Origin of the sequence: Mycolicibacterium houstonense, assembly GCF_900078665.2 — a bacterium.
Classification (GTDB): Bacteria; Actinomycetota; Actinomycetes; order Mycobacteriales; family Mycobacteriaceae; genus Mycobacterium; species Mycobacterium houstonense.
Window position 1 is genome coordinate 3,562,352 of sequence record NZ_LT546207.1, and the last position, 18,165, is coordinate 3,580,516.

Annotated in this window: 17 protein-coding genes and 1 tRNA gene; 10 read left to right on the plus strand and 8 right to left on the minus strand. The window is 65.6% G+C overall.

The annotated features are described in order from the left end of the window. Positions 1-51: 51 nt before the first annotated feature. A complete protein-coding gene (gene dcd / locus BN4332_RS17775) occupies positions 52-621 on the minus strand; it encodes a dCTP deaminase (RefSeq protein ID WP_066900202.1) in 570 nt (189 codons plus the stop codon). A gap of 16 nt (positions 622-637) precedes the next feature. Next, complete coding sequence (locus BN4332_RS17780; protein ID WP_160110881.1) at positions 638-1,840, minus strand: DUF7159 family protein; 1,203 nt, start codon at positions 1,838-1,840, stop codon at positions 638-640. A gap of 372 nt (positions 1,841-2,212) precedes the next feature. On the opposite strand from BN4332_RS17780, the gene BN4332_RS17785 reads away from it, so the two are divergent. From BN4332_RS17785 to BN4332_RS17825, 9 genes are all read left to right on the plus strand, one after another. Beyond that, positions 2,213-2,286: transfer RNA gene (locus BN4332_RS17785), tRNA-Gly, on the plus strand. Between the two features lie 101 nt (positions 2,287-2,387). After that, positions 2,388-2,687, plus strand: coding sequence for a type VII secretion target (locus BN4332_RS17790; protein ID WP_235654122.1), 300 nt, complete (start codon positions 2,388-2,390; stop codon positions 2,685-2,687). 28 nt (positions 2,688-2,715) lie between these two features. Then, a complete protein-coding gene (locus tag BN4332_RS17795) occupies positions 2,716-4,518 on the plus strand; it encodes an alpha/beta hydrolase (RefSeq protein ID WP_235654123.1) in 1,803 nt (600 codons plus the stop codon). Positions 4,519-4,540: 22 nt separating this feature from the next. Beyond that, complete coding sequence (locus tag BN4332_RS17800; RefSeq protein ID WP_494337784.1) at positions 4,541-5,080, plus strand: lipoprotein LppJ family protein; 540 nt, start codon at positions 4,541-4,543, stop codon at positions 5,078-5,080. A gap of 140 nt (positions 5,081-5,220) precedes the next feature. Further along, a complete protein-coding gene (locus BN4332_RS17805; RefSeq protein ID WP_066900215.1) occupies positions 5,221-6,351 on the plus strand; it encodes a TIGR03857 family LLM class F420-dependent oxidoreductase in 1,131 nt (376 codons plus the stop codon). A 221-nt stretch (positions 6,352-6,572) separates the two neighbouring features. After that, positions 6,573-7,046: a TetR/AcrR family transcriptional regulator gene (locus BN4332_RS17810; protein WP_235654125.1), complete on the plus strand. Its 474-nt coding sequence runs from the start codon at positions 6,573-6,575 to the stop codon at positions 7,044-7,046. Between the two features lie 221 nt (positions 7,047-7,267). Further along, positions 7,268-7,753 carry a MarR family winged helix-turn-helix transcriptional regulator gene (locus tag BN4332_RS17815; protein ID WP_066900217.1) on the plus strand — a complete coding sequence of 162 codons (486 nt, stop codon included), beginning with the start codon at positions 7,268-7,270 and terminating at the stop codon, positions 7,751-7,753. Between the two features lie 161 nt (positions 7,754-7,914). Beyond that, positions 7,915-10,431: an arylsulfatase gene (locus tag BN4332_RS17820; RefSeq protein ID WP_066900219.1), complete on the plus strand. Its 2,517-nt coding sequence runs from the start codon at positions 7,915-7,917 to the stop codon at positions 10,429-10,431. A gap of 112 nt (positions 10,432-10,543) precedes the next feature. Beyond that, positions 10,544-11,161, plus strand: a complete 618-nt coding sequence (locus BN4332_RS17825; protein ID WP_066900221.1) for a maleylpyruvate isomerase family mycothiol-dependent enzyme — start codon at positions 10,544-10,546, stop codon at positions 11,159-11,161. Between the two features lie 22 nt (positions 11,162-11,183). On the opposite strand, the gene BN4332_RS17830 is transcribed toward BN4332_RS17825, so the two are convergent. The 5 genes from BN4332_RS17830 to BN4332_RS17850 form a co-directional block, all read right to left on the minus strand. Beyond that, on the minus strand, positions 11,184-12,413 hold the full coding sequence (locus BN4332_RS17830) for a type II toxin-antitoxin system HipA family toxin (protein ID WP_066900223.1): 1,230 nt from the start codon (positions 12,411-12,413) through the stop codon (positions 11,184-11,186). Next, positions 12,410-12,619, minus strand: a complete 210-nt coding sequence (locus BN4332_RS17835; protein ID WP_066900224.1) for a type II toxin-antitoxin system RelB family anti-toxin — start codon at positions 12,617-12,619, stop codon at positions 12,410-12,412. Before BN4332_RS17835 ends, BN4332_RS17830 begins: the two co-directional genes overlap by 4 nt. 154 nt (positions 12,620-12,773) lie before the next feature. Further along, positions 12,774-14,615 (minus strand): ABC transporter ATP-binding protein, encoded by a 1,842-nt coding sequence (locus BN4332_RS17840; protein WP_235654126.1) that lies wholly within the window; start codon positions 14,613-14,615, stop codon positions 12,774-12,776. 24 nt (positions 14,616-14,639) lie between these two features. Next, positions 14,640-15,551, minus strand: a complete 912-nt coding sequence (locus tag BN4332_RS17845) for a hypothetical protein (protein WP_066900225.1) — start codon at positions 15,549-15,551, stop codon at positions 14,640-14,642. A 73-nt stretch (positions 15,552-15,624) separates the two neighbouring features. Further along, positions 15,625-16,311 carry a VldE C-terminal domain-containing protein gene (locus tag BN4332_RS17850; RefSeq protein WP_066900226.1) on the minus strand — a complete coding sequence of 229 codons (687 nt, stop codon included), beginning with the start codon at positions 16,309-16,311 and terminating at the stop codon, positions 15,625-15,627. 268 nt (positions 16,312-16,579) lie between these two features. Here BN4332_RS17850 and BN4332_RS17855 point away from each other — a divergent pair, with 268 nt between their 5' ends. Next, positions 16,580-17,434: a helix-turn-helix transcriptional regulator gene (locus BN4332_RS17855; RefSeq protein WP_066900277.1), complete on the plus strand. Its 855-nt coding sequence runs from the start codon at positions 16,580-16,582 to the stop codon at positions 17,432-17,434. Between the two features lie 7 nt (positions 17,435-17,441). Here the strand turns inward: BN4332_RS17855 and BN4332_RS17860 are convergent, their stop codons facing one another. Beyond that, entirely contained in the window at positions 17,442-17,903 is a 462-nt protein-coding gene (locus BN4332_RS17860; RefSeq protein ID WP_160110882.1) for a hypothetical protein, read from the minus strand. Positions 17,904-18,165: the final 262 nt, after the last annotated feature.

Sequence of the window (18,165 nt, forward strand, 5' to 3'; positions counted from 1 at the left end):
GACACGCGAATCGCTGGTCTGCCTGTCATAAGTGGCCACTCGGCGCCGGGTCTACGACTTGATGAAGTTCAAGTGCGAGCGTGACGGCGTCGGGCCGCGCTGACCCTGATACTTGGAGCCGACCTTGTCGCTGCCGTACGGATGCTCGGCCGGGCTGGTCAGCCGCAGCAGGCAGAGCTGTCCGATCTTCATGCCCGGCCACAACGTGATGGGCAAATTGGCGACGTTGGACAGCTCGAGGGTGATGTGCCCGGAGAAGCCGGGGTCGATGAACCCGGCCGTCGAGTGGGTCAACAATCCGAGACGACCCAGCGAGGACTTGCCTTCCAGCCGCCCGGCCAGATCGTCGGGCAGCGTGCACACCTCGAGCGTGGAGCCCAGCACGAACTCACCCGGGTGCAGCACGAAAGGCTCACCTTCGCCCGGTTCCACCAGCGAGGTCAGCTCGTCTTGCTGTTTGGCCGGGTCGATGTGGGTGTAGCGGGTGTTGTTGAACACCCGGAACAGGTTGTCCAGGCGGACGTCGACGCTTGACGGCTGCACCAGCGCATCGTCGAACGGCTCGATGGCCAGCCGCTTCGCGGCGATCTCGGCCCGGATGTCTCGATCGGAGAGCAGCACCCGACGAGCGTATCGGTTAGCGACGGATCACCTCCGCCAACGGCGGCAAGGTGATGTCGGTGTGCGGCACCGTGATGGGCGTCTGTGCCGCCTGCACGGCCGGCGGCAGCACCTTCTGCGCCACGGCATTGATCTGCGGGTTGCTCAGGGCCGCCACGAGCAGGGGGTTGGGCGGCTGCGGGGCGGCCGCAGGTGCCGGGAAGGCGGCCGGGTTGGCATTGGGCGGCAATATCAGCGCAGGTGGGGGCGGCGGAGCCGGTGTGGCCGGCGGGAGCGGTTCGGCATGTTGGGCCGGCCTCGACGCTTGCGCCGGGGTGCCGCCGTCTTCTCCTCGTACGGTCAGCGCCAGAAACACCGAGCCGGCCAGGACCAGCACCGCGGTGGCGACGATCATCGTCAGCGTGCGCACCAGCGGATCGCGCTTCGGCTGCGGCACGGCGTCGGCATCGGGCTCATCGAGTTCGGGCGCGGCCGCCAGTCTCGCGGCGCGCGGGACGAAGATCGACCCGGTCGTGGCGTCCGCGTCGCGTTCGGGTGGCACGATGTCGACGCTGGCGAGCAGCGCCCCGCGTCCCAGCAGCAGTGCCGCGTCGTCGCCGAGCACGACCGGCCGTGACATCACCGAATTCACCTCCTCGACAAGACTTTCCGCACCGGGGGCCGATCCGGCGATGGCGACGGCGCCGATCGGCTCCGGGAAGCTGTCGCAGGCGCCACGCAGCGCGAGCACCGTGGTGGCCTCATCCGGGCCGTTGAGCTGACGGCTACGCAACCGGCGCGTACCGTCCTCGCGCTCGGCACCGATCAACGCCAGCATGGTCACGTCGGGCTCCACGATGCACAGCGCGATCGAGTCGCGCTCGGCGATCTGGACGGTGTATTCGGCAGCCGCTTCGAGCGCGTCGGCGGTGGGCACCAACGCGACGTTGTTGATGGCCAGCTCCTCGAGTGCGTCGAGCACCAGTTTGGCCTCGATGGACACCGCGTCGGTCCAGGTCAAGGCGACACGGGCGACGGTGTTCCCGTTGGCCGCGGCCGCGGCGTAGGTGCCGAGCACCGCGCTGACCACGTGCTCGCTGAAGCCGGGCCGCTCGACGCCGACACCGGTATCGGCGTCGAACGAATCGTGGTCGATCACCGCGCCGTCGCCGCGAGCCCCCTCCATCAGGAGGAGCCGGGCGTCACGCGAGGTCATGGCAATACCGATAACGACATCCATTGGTTGAATCCCTCGGTTGATGCGGCCCGATGTGCGGGCCTGTTCGCTCCATTCAGCACCGGATGGAGACCCGTGCAATCGACGGTAGAGAGCGCAACTGAGAACTTCGTCGCAAGCTTTTACGCGACTCTCAGGGTGGGGCGCAGATGGCAAACATGTTCTGGCGTCCTATGTTTCGCCATGGCATCCACGCGGTCCAGTCCGCACTGGGCAACCGCCGGCCACCAGCGCCGACGGCTTTCGCCACCCGGAGCCACCCGGCACTATCCGTCCGGCGGCACCTCCGGCGTCAATTTCTTAGACTCGCCGGGCGATGCTCGCACCGCCTCACACACGGTCGCGGCCGGCTTGCTATCCTTCGTCAGCAGCAATGCCGATGTAGTTCAATGGCAGAACATCAGCTTCCCAAGCTGAATACGCGGGTTCGATTCCCGTCATCGGCTCCACGATTACGAGCGCGCGCTGCCCTACGGCCACCGCCGATGCCGCGTGCGGAGCCCCAAATATGTGCAGCTGAGGCATGTGTGGCGTCCGTAAAATTTCTCCCATGCCAGGACCCTTGCGTGTCGATGCGGAGTCGCTCCGCAATACTGCGCGGGCGCAGTCCGAAGTCGGTGACTTCATCTCGGGCATGGCGGTCGGCCAGTCCCTGACCACGGCGGGCACCGGGGTCCCCGGACTGCTCAGCGAAGGGGCCTGCCAGTTCGCCGGCTCGACGATGGACACCGCGCTGGGTGCGGTCCACGAAGACCTGACCGAGCATGCCACCCGTCTGTCGACCGCCGCAGAGCACTATCACGGCATGGACGAGGCGTCCGGGCGCCGCCTACGCAAGTTCGCTCCATGACTGATCCCGTCGGTCTGAGGTCTGCCCGGTGGCGGTGACGATTCCGCAGGTGCAGGCCTCTCAACCCGAGACGCTCACGGCCACCGCAACCGAACTCGGCCAGAAGGCTTCGGGTTTGGCCGGTCGCATCGAAGGCCAACGCGCCAACATCGACGGCTTGCGGTCGGCGTGGCAGGGCACCGCGTCCGACGCGGCGGTCGCGAACGCCCAACCGACGCTGGCGCGCATGCAACAGATCCACGACGCGCTGACGCGGGCTGAGACTGTGCTGCGGGACGGCGGCACTCAACTCGCCCAGACCCGCAGCAGCCTGCTCGGCGCCGTCGACCAGCTGAAGGCCCAGGGCTGGCAGGTCGCCCCCGACGGCACGGTGTCGGTGCGCCCCGGAAGCGCCTTGGACCAGTACGGCAAGGCCGGCTCGGTCAACGCCATGATGCTTCAGCAGTTGGCGGCCGCGAACACACTGAGCATCAAGACGCAGTTGGCGAGCTTCGACACCGCCGATCGGCAGCTCAACCAGAACCTTCGGACCGCCGTCGGAGGTTTGGAATCCGCGCCGCAGAAGTTCGGGTCAGATGGCGCCCCTCGTCCACAAGCTCCTTATGACACCGGCTCAGAGATCCCGGTCGGGCAGGACGCCAAGGCGGTCAAGGACTGGTGGACGTCGCTCCCGGAGGAAAAGCGCGCGCAACTGCTGAAAGACTGGCCTGAGAAGCTCGGCAATCTCGACGGCATCCCCGTCGCCGACCGGAACACCGCGAACCAGGCCATCATGCAGCGCGACATCGATCGCCTCGCCGAGGTGGCCGAGGCCCGCGGCGTGACGACAGAAGAGGTGCTGGCCCATCCTGAGCTGTACGGCATGGCGGGGCCGATGATGGACCGGTACAACAATGCGGTCAAGGTCAAAGAGGCCCTCGAAGCCAACGCCAACAAGACAGGTGCGCCCACCTTCCTGCAGGTGTATGAGCCCGAGGCATTCGGTGGCGACGGGCGAGCGGCCATCGCGATCGGCGACCCCGATCATGCCGACAACACCGCGGTCGTCGTGCCCGGCACCGGAAACAGCGTGGGTTCAGGTTGGCTCGGCAGCGGGGATCCGAATCAGTCCAACGACGCAGTCAACCTTTACAACGAGAGCAGAGCCGCTGATCTGTCGAGGTCCACGGCGGTGGTCGCGTGGATGGGGTACGACGCTCCGGATGGCATGTCCGATCCCCGGGTCGGAGCCACTGCCCTGGCTCGCGAGGGCGGCCAGTTGCTGGCTTCGGATGTCAACGCTCTCAACGCTACTCATGAAGGTGACGGCCATATGACGGTGCTCGGGCACTCCTACGGATCGACGACCGTCGCTGACGCCGCCGCCGGGTATGGCATGAACACCGACGATGTGGTTCTGGTCGGCTGTCCGGGCACCGACTTGGCCGACAGCGCAGCGGATTTTCACCTCAATGAGGGTGGACAGCTTTATGTGGGGGCGGCCTCGAGCGACCCGGTGACATTGCTGGGTTCGGCAATTCCCCAGACGCCGGTACCCGGCACCGGCTGGAGCATCGCACTCGGCGACGACCCCGCGATGGACGGCTACGGGTCCACCCGATTCAAAGCCGAGGTCCCCGGCTTGACCTCGCCGATCGGTGACCACAGCCAGTACTACACCCGCGGGGGTGAATCACTGTTCAGCATGGCCGAAATCGTTTCCGGCCACGGCGATCTCCTCGAGCAACATGGGATGACCGCCCGGCACCGAATCCCCGAATTCTCCGGTCTCCCGGTACTGAACGACCCAGAAACGTATCGTCCAGGTACATCGGGACACACCCATGGATAGCACCGACGACGAGAAGTTTGAGATGCCAAACACGAAGAAGCGCAAAGCTTTCGCCGCGGCCAAGGCAACCATGGCTGCAATAGGGGCAGCAACTCTGGTTTCAGGATGTGGAGTAGTGAGCGGGATCATGAACGACGGCGTTGAGAATCCGATCACCCCGGAGCAGTCCAAGGCACAGGTAATCGATGCCGCAAAGGACATCGTGGCCACCCTCGACTTGGAGGTCGTGAAGGCGGTCTTTTGGCGTGCCTCGTGCAACGACCAGGGCGAACCGCCCTACCGCGGCGAGATGCGGATCTCCTATCCGCTGGCGCCGAACTTCGACGCATCCGTAACCGAAGCGGACCAAATGATTCAGCAGCTTCGGAGCAAGGGGTGGACCGATGCCTCCGATTTCCACAGCCACAGCACCGCGCTGACCAAGGGCGGCGTGGTGGCGCTGCTGGGTCCACAGAGCGTCAGCGACACCACCCGTGGCCTCGAACTGTTCGGCGAGTGCCGCGACATGACCACCGACCAGAACCAGAACAGCATGGTGGAGGTCGACCTCTCACGACCGTGACCACGTCGCGAACCTGAGCGGTCGATTGCCCGGTGGCGGCCGACGGCTCTTACCGGTTACCTCATTTATTGAGAACCCTCATTGACAATTGTGGTCACCGTGGTCGACAGTGCTAGGCGTCCACGAACGAGAGGCGCCACATGAGCACTGCCGCGCAGGTCACCGATCCGTCGCGCACCGACAATCAGCTCGAGCAGCTCAACGAGCTCGGCTATTACGCGGTGACGCGGCACCCGGCGGATGTCCGAGTGGTGCTGCCCGAGGCCCGCGCCGCCGAGGCGCTGGGCTTGGGTTCCTGCCACATCGGCGAGCGGTTCACGGTGAAGGACCCCGCGGTGCTCTCGGGCGCGCTGGCCGGCTGCAGCACGACGCTGGGCATCGCCCCGTCGACCAACCACCACACCCGCCACCCCACTGTCACCGCGACGATCGGATCCACGATGCACGCGCTCACGGAGGGCCGGTTCGCGATGGCCTTCGGACGCGGGATGGCGGCGTACTGGCAGGCAATGGCCCTCCCGGTGGTGACCGAGGCCCGGCTGCGCGATTTCTTCGGCATTCTCCGTCGCCTCTGGGCCGGCGAGATGATCGTGAACCACGACGGCCCGGCCGGGAAGTTCCCGTTCCTGCGCCACGCGAACGGCCTGGACGAGGGACCTCCCATCGGCCTGGTGGCGGTCGGCCCGAAGACCATGGAGCTCGCCGGCGAGATCGCGGATTTCGTTGTGCTGCATACCTTCTTCTCCGACGAGGCGACGGAGACATCGGTCGCGGCGGTACGCCGGGGCGCCGAGCGCGCGGGCCGGGATCCGGACAGCGTTCGCATCTGGGCATGCCTGGCGACGGTCTGCGACACGTTGTCGGAGGAGGATCAGTTACGTCGCGGGGTCGGGCGGCTGGCCACCTATCTGCAGGCGTACGCGGGCGTGCTGGTGTCGGCCAACGGCTGGGATCCCGCCGCCTGGGAGCGGATCAAGCAGACCGAACTGTTCACCGCGGCGGCCGCGGCGGGACCGATCGACGCCAGTGCCTCATTCGAGACGCTGCAGCAGATCGCCGAGTTGATCCCGGCCGAATGGCTGGACTCGGTGGCCAAGGGGTCGCCGCAGGACTGCGCGAAGACCATAGCCCGCCAGTACGACCTCGGCACCCACTCGGTGATCATGCACGGGGCGAGCCCACAGGAACTCGAACCCGTCGTCCGTGCCTACCGGGCCAACCGGCCGACGCTGCGGCGGGCCGTCGCAGCCAACCCGGGGAAGTTCGCCTGAACGCCGGCGAATCCCCGCAGGCCGCCCGGGCTGAGGAGCAGTGGCGTGATGCGGTTCCCGCCGCGGCCCCGCAGTCGGCCGCGGGCACCCGACTGAACAAGCGTGGCCTTGAGACCCGCGCCCGCCTACTCGACGTCGCCATCCGCTGCCTGGCCGACAGCAGTGGCGAGCCGGTCTCGGCGAATCGCATCGCCAAAGACGCCGGGGTCACCTGGGGCACGGTGCAGCATCAGTTCGGTGACCTGGACGGGCTATGGGTGGCGGTTATCTCCGAGATCCATTCCCGCAGTTGGGTATCCAATCAAGATCGGCCGCCGACGCGCAGCGGCACCTTGCGTGAGCGGGTGGCCAACGTCATCGACTCGGTCTGGACCTACCTGGCCACCACCGAGGGGCGGGCACTCACCGCACTGCGAACCTCTCTTCCCGCGCGCCGCTCCGATATCGCCGTCGAATACCCCCGGACAGCAGCCGCTTTCGCGGCGCGCGAACTCGATTGGATTCAAGGCTTCGACTATCTGATGGATGGGCTCGAGCTGGATCCGGACAAGCTCTACCGGGTGCGGTGCCTGCTCCCCGCCGCTATCCGGGGCCTCAGCAACGAGCGCGAGATCGGTTTCACCTCGGACCTCGACATCGCCCGCGCCGCACTGACCGACGCGGTGGTGGCACTGCTTTCGCAGCCGGGCGAGTGAGCCACGGCCGGCTCGTCGAGATTGCGCTCAGGGTCGTGAATACGCATCCACAACGACCCTCAGTGCAATTTCGACGCCAACAGCCGAGCGACACCACAACCGCGAATCAGCTTGACCGACACCATTTTCAATCCAAACCAGGCAACCGGTAGACCGAAACTGACCGCGCGAGCACCACGAAGACACCCGCCATCAGGGCCGGGCCGTGGGATACTCACTGGATGGGCCGCGCGCAGCAGCACGAGATGACCCGAACCCCCGTCGACGAGTTGTCGGCGTTCGAAGTGGCAACCCGAGATCTGGTAGGGGTGGCGCTGCGTAGCGTCGACCAACTGGAGATCTCGCTGCCGCAGTTCCGGCTGTTGCTGGTTTTGCAGGAGCGCGGCAAGCTGACGTCGACGGAGTGCGCTCAGGCGCTCGGGGTGGTGGGTTCGACGGTGACGCGCCTGGCCGACCGGCTGGACGCGTCCGGCCACCTGAGCCGCGGATCGGACCCGACCAACCGCAGCGTCGTCACGCTGGCACTGACCGAGCGTGGACGCAAACTGGTCCGCCAGGTCACCACCCGCCGCCGGCGGGAACTGGCCCGGGTGCTCGACCGGCTCGATCCGGATGAGCGCGCGGCCTGCGCGTCGGCATTGCGCAGTTTCCACGAGCTACTCGTCGAAGATGATCACGACGATCTGAATCGCCCGATTCCGTTGTAGGTTCTCACCCGAATCGGGCGATTGACAGATCGCTTTTCCGATGCCTTTCGACGACGGGCGGCTTGAGGAAATGTCTTGGGACACAGTCGTTATGGACTGTTATCAAGTCGTGCGGTGATTTCTCGAGTCAATATGCCTCATCAGGAATACCGTGAATCAACATGGAATCGAACAACGATGACATGTCCGAGACCGCGCGCAATACCCGAGGCAAACTGTCGAGACGTTCGATGCTGGGAGGCATCGCCGCCACCGGAGTCGGAGTCGCCGCCGCCGGCGCACTCGTCTCCGGCTGCGAGAACTCCGACAAGCCCGGCGCCGCAGGCGACGCGGGCCCACCCGACTTCGGCACCGGCATCAACGAAGGCTTCAACGGCAAGATCGAGCTCGATGTTCGGGATTCGAAACCGGATTGGACACCGTTCGAGCTCAAGCACGCGCCGGAGGGCGCACCCAACGTTCTCGTGGTGCTCTTCGACGACACCGGTATGGCGTCCTGGTCCCCGTACGGCGGCCGGATCAACATGCCGACCATGCAGCGTCTGGCTGACAACGGCCTGATCTATTCGCAGTGGCACACCACGGCGCTGTGCTCGCCCACCCGGTCCTGCTTCTTGACCGGCCGCAACCACCACGTGAACCGGTTCGCCAGCATCACCGAGGGTTCCGACGGGTTTCCGGGCGCGGCGGCCCGCCTGCCCGCGCAGTGCGCGACGATCGGGCAGGTGCTCCAGGACAACGGCTACAGCACCTTCTGGGTCGGCAAGAACCACAACGTCCCCGAAGAGGACGTTTCCAGTGGCGGCAGCAAATCGGAGTGGCCGCTGCAGAAGGGGTTCGACCGCTTCTACGGCTTCCTCGGCGGCGAGACCAACAACTGGTATCCGGATCTGGTCGAGGACAACCGCTTCATCGAGCAGCCGTACTCCCCTGAGCAGGGTTACCACCTGTCCAAAGACCTTGCCGATCAAGCGATCCGGATGCTACGCGACCAGCGGTCCAGCAACCCGTCCAAGCCCTGGTACATGTGGTTCTGCCCCGGTGCGAACCACGCACCGCACCACAGCCCGGAAGAGTACGCCGCCAAGTACAAGGGCAAGTTCGACGACGGCTACGAGGCCTACCGCGAATGGGTGCTCGCCCGGATGATCGACAAGGGCATCATGCCCGAGGGCACCGAGCTCACCCCGATCAACCCACTGCCCGAGGACGTGGCATCGGAGGCCGACGCGGTGCGGCCGTGGGATTCGCTGAGCGCGGACGAGAAGAAGCTGTTCAGCCGGATGGCCGAGGTTTTCGCCGGTTTCTCCGAATACACAGATGCCCAGATCGGCCGGGTGATCGACTATCTGGAGCAGACCGGTCAATTGGACAACACCATCGTCTTCTACTGCGCGGACAACGGCGCGTCCGGCGAGGGGTCGCCCAACGGCTCGGTCAACGAGAACAAGTTCTTCAACGGCTACCCCGACGATCTCGCCGAGAACATGAAGATGCTCGACCGGCTCGGCACCCCGGACACCTACAACCACTATCCGACGGGCTGGGCCGTCGCGTTCTCCACGCCGTTCCAGATGTTCAAGCGCTACTCGCAGTTCTCCGGCGGCACCTGCGATCCGATGGTGATCAGCTGGCCCAAGGGCATCAAGGCCAAGGGGCAGGTGCGCCACCAATATCACCACGCGACCGACATCGTGCCGACCATCCTCGACGTCACCGGTATCGAGATGCCCGAGGAGTACCGCGGCATCAAGCAGTACCCGGTCAACGGAGTGTCGATGCGATACAGCTTCGACGGCGCCGATGAGCCGACCACCAAGAAGCGCCAGTATTACGCGATGCTTGGCACCCGAGGCATCTGGGCCGACGGCTGGAAGGCGTCGGCGCTACACGCACCGATCAGCGGGAAGGGCCATTTCGATCAGGACAAGTGGGAGCTGTTCCACGTCGACGAGGATCGCTCCGAGTCCAAGAACTTGGCCGACCAGAATCCGGAGAAGCTCAAGGAGCTGATCGATATCTGGAACCAGGAGGCCAAGGACAACTACGTCCTGCCGCTCGATGACCGCGTCCCGGTCGAATTGCTCACCATCGAGCGGCCGCAGTTCGAACCGCCCCGCACTCGCTACGTTTACTACCCCGACACCGCCCCGGTGCCGGAAGGTGTGGCGGCCAACATCCGCGGCCGGTCCTACAAGATCATCGCCGATGTCGACATGACCAAGGACGCCCAGGGCGTGCTGTTCGCCCACGGTTCGCGCTTCGGCGGTCATGCCCTGTTCGTCAAGGACAACAAGCTGCACTACGTCTACAACTTCCTGGGCATCAAGCCCGAGCAGGTGTTCGTCTCGGGACCACTTCCGGAGGGCAAGCACGCCCTTGGCATGGAGTTCATTCGGGAAGGCAAGGGCCAGTACGGCGAATCCACCGGCACCACAGTGCTTTACGTGGACGGTAAGGAGGCGGCTCGAGGACCGATGCGGGCGCAGACCGGCAAGTTCACGCTCGCCGGTGACGGCCTGTGTGTCGGGTTCGACAGCGGCGACAACGTGTCCCAGCTCTACCAGAACCCGGGACGGTTCACCGGCGGCACCATCAAGGGCGTCGCGGTCGACGTGAGCGAGGAGTCCTACGTCGATCTCGACCGCGAGGCGCAGGCGGCGTTCGCCACGGACTGACGCTTCGAGCCGGGATCCGCCCCTGTCACCGTCAGGTGACAGGGGCGGATCCGTCAACGCATGTCGTGCGTCCCGACTATTTTGGTCTGGAATCCTGACGATAGGAGCGACCGTGGACTCTGACACGATCTGGCGCCACATCGATGAGCAGCGTGGCCGGCTCGCCGATCTTCTCGACACCTTCCAACCCGAACAGTGGGCGACGCCGTCGCTCTGTGCGGGTTGGACGGTACGTGAGGTTGCCGTCCACATCACGCAGTCCCACGTGCGCCTCGGCGAAATGCTGCTGGGGGCGCTCAAGTCGGGCTTCCGGTTCGACGCCATGGTCCGCCGGGCGGCGCTGGAAGACCCGGCCGACCCGGCGGCCATCACGGCACGCCTGCGCGCCATGGCCGGTTCCCGGAAGCGGCCGCCGATGACCAAGGAAGTCGATCCGCTGATGGACGTTCTGGTCCATACCCAGGACATCTGCATCCCCCTCGGGATCGACCGGCCGATGCCCGCCGACGCCGCCGTGGCCGTCGCGGAACGCTTGTGGCACATGAAATTTCCGTTCGCACCGCAACGCGATCTGCCGGGTTACCGCTTCGTGGCCACCGATACCGATTACGCCGCCGGACCGCAGTGGGGCGCGCTTCGCGAGGCGCCGATCCGCGACATCGTGTTGATGTTCTCGCGACGAGTCGACGTGCCCGATTCCGAACCCGAGACCGACGCCGCTGCCGATTAGCCGTACATCACTCGTGGGCCGGTCATTTCAGGCTGTCGATTCTGGTCCGCAGCATGTCGGCAAGAAGCTCCGTCTGCCGGTCGCCGAAACCGATCTGGGCGCATCTGTCCGGCCAGCTGTGTGCGGCGTCGACAAGTTCGTCGATCATCCTCGTCGTCGCGCGCGGCCTGACACCGAGACGCTCGCCGGCATCGACGAAGTCAGACCGGGACAACCGGTTGGCGCGACCGAATAAATTGAGCGCCATAGGGTCTCGCCAACCTGCGTACGGTTGCGTGCAGAGCAGGTCGTAGGCAGGGGTCGGTTGCCATACGCCGTCGAGGTCATAGATCGACAAGTTCTTGCCGTGCAGGTCGCCATTTCCGATGAGCCAGGAGAACACGACGGCCTTGAGTAGCTCAGCGGTGGCGGCCACCTTGGAGCCGCCGCCTCGCGCACACGCCTCGGCGAGGCCGGTGATCGCAGCCTCGGTGGTGATGCGGTATTTCGACGCCGGATACATATCGGCCACCTGACACGCGTCCTCCTGCGCGATGCGTGTCGCATCCACGCGGTCGAATCTGGTGACGAGCAGGGCGCTGCGGCCGGCGGCATCATGCAGCAGTGAAGTGGGGGCAACCCGCAGTCCACATGCGGCGGCCATGGTCATGAAGAAGTGCTCATTCTCGACGAGGTTCGGGTACTCCGCCGGATTGAGCTTCAGTATCGCCGGCCCCGAACGGGTTTGCGTAGGAGCCGAGATCATGGCGGCACTGACCTTCGGCTGGACCCCCGCCAAACCCACGGGATCGGCCGATACCGAACCGGTCAGCTTCTCGAAGACCAATCGGAAGTCGGTGTCTCGCTCAGGGTCGAACATCGCTGCCGGGCGAACCGGTTCGGCCCCAGCCGGGAACACCCGGACATTGCCGATGGTGTCCGCTCCGATCGCCAACAACAACGTCAGGTGATCGTCGGCGGACGTCTTGGTCGATGTCGTCACGACTCCCAGCCGCACCCCTTCCGGCAACAATCCCGCGAAGAACGCCGGTACGGCACCACCGGTGGTGACGACGGGGTAATCGCGCGAGCGCAACAATGACCACGCGACCGACCGCTCTCGGAGTGAGCCACCACCAGCGGGCCCATCGGCGGCGTAGTAGAAGCTGATCTGGTCACCGCTCTCCCGCACGAGATGCGCAACGCGGTGCTCGCCGAGGTAAACGTCAGCCTCGACGATGCCGCGTAAGTCCGGAGTTTCGGAACTCGTCATTCGGCCGTCTTGCTGACGACGAAGTGCAAGCCCAAGACATCGGCGATCTCGAGGACCGAACCGAACTTGATCGACCCGCTTCCCCGCTCCAGCGACTGCACGCTGGAGCGGGACACGCCAGCCAGGTCGGCCACGGCCTGCTGGGTGAGCCGCAACGTGATGCGGCGCTCGGCAAAGAGTCGGCCTATGCGTGCAATTTCAGGCATAGAACCTTGGGTCGAGGGTCTGGTACGCCGCGGGACTGCCATCTCACCCCTATGCTTGAAAAATAACGCACAACTACCATCGCATCCGACTCACGGGGCAGTCAAGCAGTTATGCCTGAAATACAACGCTTAACCCGCAGGCAGTATCCGTACCCTATGCCGGACCAGAGGACGGCCGGCCCCCGCTCTGCACTTCGTGCAGCCGTTTGTACAGGCCACCTTGCGCCATGAGGGTCTCATGGTCACCACTCTGCGTGATGCGCCCGTCTTCCAGCACCAGGATCCGGTCGGCCACCGCCGCAAGGAAATCCAGATCATGGCTGACCACCAGGCAGGTGCGGTCCTTGGCATAGTCACGAATGACGCCGATCATCCAGGCCCGCTGGTCGGCGTCGAGGTTCTCGGTCGGCTCGTCGAGCAGCAACACCTCCGGTCGCCGCAGCAGGCAGCGCGCCAGCGCGATCAGCCGCTTCTGGCCGCCGGAGGGCACTTGCACATCGACCACGGTGTCGTACCCGTCGTGCATCTTCGTTGTGATGAGGGAATGAATGTGAGCCTCGGTGCAGGCTTCTTCGATGTCGGCGTCCGTCGCATCGGGCCGCGCCAGCCGGATGTTTTCCCGGATGGTGTCCTTGGTGAAGAACGGGAACTGGGCGAGCTTGGACACCTGTTCGCGCAGTGAGTCGATGGTGACGGTCGAAATATCGTTGCTGTCCAACAGGATTCGACCCCTCTGCGGGTCGCGGAATCGCAGAAGCAGGTTGAACACCGTCGACTTGCCCGACCCGATGCCGCCGACCAGCCCCACCGTCTCCCCCTCGGCGACACTGAACGACAACCCATCGAGCACGTTCTCGCCGGGCACGTACCCGAAGGTCACTTCGTCGAAAACCAGGTTGCCGTGCACCGCCTCCAGCGCGACGGCGTCAGTCACCTCACGTACCGACGGCTGTGTGTCGAGCAACTCGTAGGTGGACGTCACATTTGGTGCCAGTGCCCGATATGTCGTGTACGACCCTAGAACCCTTTGCGCAGCACTGAACATCACCGGAACCGCACCCGCGAACACCAGGAGGCCGGCGAACGTCAGGCCGAAGTGCCCGCTTAGCCCGACGCCGACGAGGAGTACGACCACCGTGCTCAGTGCGACGAAGATTTGTGAGCCGTTGACGGTGGCCTGCATCCACACCACCGAGGCCGCCGATCCCTTCGCGGCTTCCTCGGAGACGGCATGAAACCGCCTGCTGCGGACGGGTTGTGCGTTGAACATCTGGATCTCGGCGATCCCGCTGATCGTCTGCTCGACCTCGGTGGCCATCGCCCGCTCGGAGTTTCGCACCCGTGTCATCACCGCCTGCACGTGACGGCCGGCGAATCTGAGGGTGAGCAGCGCCAGCGGCGTCAGCAGCAGCGTGGCCGCCGTCATCTGCCACGAGATGGCCAGCAGGTAGCTGATCACCACCATCAGCACCACCGCGTCGATCACCGGTGGCAGCAGGCAATCGGTCAGGAGGCGTTGCACCGCAGTAGATTCCGTCATCACGCGGTGCATCAGCTCGCCGCTGCGCGCGCCCAGGAAGAAATCCAGGGACAGCGACTGCAGGTGGTCGTGGACGCGCTGACGGATGTCGACCACCAGGACCCGCTCGACCCGGGCGCCGATCCAGGCGTTGACGAAGTACATGAGCTGGGTCAGCACCAGCGAGGACGCCCAGACCGTCAGCAGCACGGCGAACGGTACCGGCCCGGCCAGGGAGTGCAATAGACCATCCTGACGGGCCACCAGCGGTCCGCTCAAATCCCATACGTCGCTGAGGTTTCCGCTGTTCCCTGCTTCTGAGATGACCTGGACCATCGGACCGAAGGCAGCCACCGTGACGTAGGGCAATGCCGAGGCGATCACACCGATCACCAACAGCAGAGCCAGCACGCTCCGGACCGCACGCAGCATGCCGAGGCTGCGCCACACCAGGAGCAGCGACGAGGCCACAGTCACCGGCACCCCCTTTTTCCGCGAAGGCTAACCCGCGGGTTCGTCGCTGTCGCGGGGAGCGTCCGGCTCGGAAGGCTCGTCGTCCTCGAAAAACTGCCGGATCGCGACGAACCCGCCGCGCCGGTACGCCTCGTAGGCCCAGATCGCCGCGATGATCGGCAGCGGGCCGAACGCCACCCACCACCGCGCCGACGGCGGAACCAGTTCGGCGATCACCTGGGAGCTGGGCTGACCGTCGACGACGGCGGGCAGCCATTCGTGCAACAGGATGGTCAGCATGCGGGTCGCCTCGAACGGGCCGGCGACGGTGGCCAGCACCCAACTCAGCGAGGCGATGAGCAGGGCCCAGGGCCACGCGAGCAGCAGTGACTGATCGTCGACGATGTCGGCGGCCGAGCGGATCGATTCGGCGACGAACGCGAAGCCGAGCGCCACCAGCAGCACCCCGATCTGGGCGGCCAGCAGATCGTCGAGCACCGAGTTGGCCAGCTCGTCGCCGCTGCGGGTCGGCAGGCCGAAGGCCAGCGACAGCAGCCCGGCCAGCAGGGCGAGCAGCATCAGTGCCGAGGTCGAGTCGTCGATGCGCATGAAGGAGTCGGTCAGGATGCGCATCACCAGTCGCGAGGAGGACGACGGCCGGGTCCGGTACAGGATCATCACCACCAGGCCGGAGATGACGATGGCGAGCAGCCAGGCCACCACGGCCGCGCAGATGATCACCAGCGCCAGTGAGCCGATGACGGGGACCAGTTGTTCGTTCGCGGTCTCGCCGTTGCGGACCACCAGGAGTGGGACGACGCCGATGGCCGCGACCCCCAGGGCGCGCAGCAGGATCGGCAGGGTAAATCCGGCGATGTCACCCGGATCGAGATCGGGATCGGTGCGGCGGATCGCGGCGATCTCGGCGCTCAGCACCGACCGGGCCCGGCGGAACGACATTTTGCGCGCCACGATGTGAATCTAGGCGGCGCTCGCAGCCCCGATCATGGGACACGCTGGGCGAACACGGGGCTCAGCGCAGGTAGAGCTCGCCGCCCGTCGGGTAACCGCCGCCCTTGGTGGTGAGGTGGACGTGGTCGTAGTGGCCGTAGCCGCCGGCCTTGGCGCCGCCACCGGGCGTGTAATAGGTGCCCCGCCAGATCGCGTCCTGCAGGGCGAAGCGCTCGGCATTCTTCAATGCGTAGGCGACGATCCGGTTGCCGAGCGCGATGCCCGCAGAGCTGGTGGCGTTGGGGATCATGATGTCGAGAGCCAGACCGTTGGGGTGCCAACGTAGGGCGTCGGCGCGGACGCCGCCGATCTCGCGGATCTCCGGGAAGTCCGCGCTGACGCTGCGGGCCGCCAGGATGGTCTTGACCTGCAGGCCGCGTTCCGGCGCCACTCCGACCGGCAGCAGTTGTGGGATGTTGATGACGCGCCACCGCGAGGCCGCGGCAGCGGGTTGTGCCTGCGTCGCACTCAGGCCGACCGTCTGTACGACGGGGGACGACGCGGACGCGGCCGGCGCGGCCACCACCTCCATGCAGCACGGCGGTTCCGGGGCCGGCGCCGGCGCCGCGGCAGGTTTGAGCTCCTCCGCGAATGGGGATGAAGCAGTATCACTGCCGCCTGCGAAGAACGCAGCGACCGGCGCGATGAACGCAGCCGCGACGGCCGGCAGTTTGCGCTGGCCTGGGCTGGCTAATGAGTGTCGGCCCACACGGGCACCATACGGGCCGTTCTTGAGCGTTGCAGCAACCGCTCCCCCGTTCTGAGAGTTTCCTCAGAAACGTGTCAAGCACATATGTGGCGTGTTTCCCAAGGTCAAAGGTCACAAATTGGTCACGGCGCCGGGATTTTTCTAAGAGGCACATCGCCCGATTGACAGTGATTTCGATTCAAAATCGTCACCCTCTTCACCGACCCTCGATACGCTGCGATCCGGATTGACGCGGCCGCAAATCGCGCAGGAGGTTTCGCGGGTGGCGATGAAGCTCTGGGACGGCGACCGACCCCTGTCCCGCCGCGTCGTGCTGGGCGAGAAGGCCGTTGCCACCCGCGGCATGTCCCTCAGATTCGCCACCGAGCAGATCGACACCACGACCGATTGGTGCTGCTTTGACGACGCCCGTCACCTCGTCTTCGTGCACCGCGCCGGACAGCTGCGCTCGATGGAGACCGACCTGGACTGGGGCCCATCGGGGCGAGGCGTGCCCAGGGTGGGCGACATGTGGGTGGTGCCGGCCGGCGACAAATGCGCGTCGCTGGTCGAAGGCGACACCGCCGAATACTGCGAGATCGCCATCCCGGACGGCCTGCTCGGCCCGACGACGCTGATACCGCGCGTTCGGCACCGCGATCCGCTGATCCATCAGATGGTGGAGCGCATCCACGACGTCGCCGATCGCGACGACGCGCTTGCGCGGTTACTCACCGACTCGGTGAGTGAAGCGATGCGGTTGTTGATCACCGATATGTACACGGTGAATCCACCACCCTTGACCGAGCGCAGGCCTCAAACCCTGGACTCGGCCACTCGCTCGATGATCACCGCGTTCCTAGAGGACAGTCTCGATTCCGAGATCACCCTGGAATCGCTTGCCCAACAGGCGAACATGCCGGTGGGGGTATTCATATCGGCGTTCCGTGCAGCGTTTCACACCACTCCGTACCAGTACCTCCTGGACCGGCGCATCGAACGCGCCAAGACCCTGTTGCGACGTACCTCGCGGACGATCACCGAAATCAGTGCGATGGTGGGCTTTTCGACACCGAACCACTTCGCCACGGCGTTTCGGCGCCGCGTCGGGGTGTCGCCTCGTGTCTACCGTGGTAACCGCTGAGCGCCGACTATGTGCAGAGCGCTTCGATCCGCTCGGTCTCGGCTTGCGCCTTCTGCAGCAGCGCCGCCTGATCCGACGCATCGTTGCCCATGCCGGCCAGCGCGTTCACCGCGACCGTCTGCAAGGTGCCGGCGAATTCCTTGACCGCATCGTTGAGGTCACCGGGCGCGGCCGGATCGAGATTGTCCAGCAGATAGGTGCCACCGCCGAGCATCGACAGCCGGGCATTGGCCGCAACGGCCTGCCCCGAGGTGGGATTGTCTTCCGGCTGGGTATGCGTCTGGATCGCGACCCCGGACGCGACCTTCCTGAAGTTGTCGCACGTGCGCGTGCGGGCGGCGCTCACCTGCTCCGAGGTCGGCTGCGGCGCCGGCGCCACAGCATTGTTGGATGCCTCGGGCCTGTCCAATAGCGCCGTAATCGCGACCCCGGCCGCGGCCAACGCGGCCACCAATGCGACGATCGCCACGGTGAGTGGGGTACGGCTGGGCTCTGACATGACCGCGACGTTAGCAGTGGCGACGACCGAAAGATGTTAATTCACAGATGTTTTCACATGAGTCGCCGACCCGGCTGACCCACAGCGCAATCCACCCCCTCCGTGATGGCGGGGAGGGGGTGGATCGTCGCTGTCATGACTGGCTAGAGCGGAACTCCGGTGCCGATGTCACGACTCGTCACGGTGGGTTGCACTGGCCCACCGATGTTTTGGCCGAGATTGGTTCAGAGGC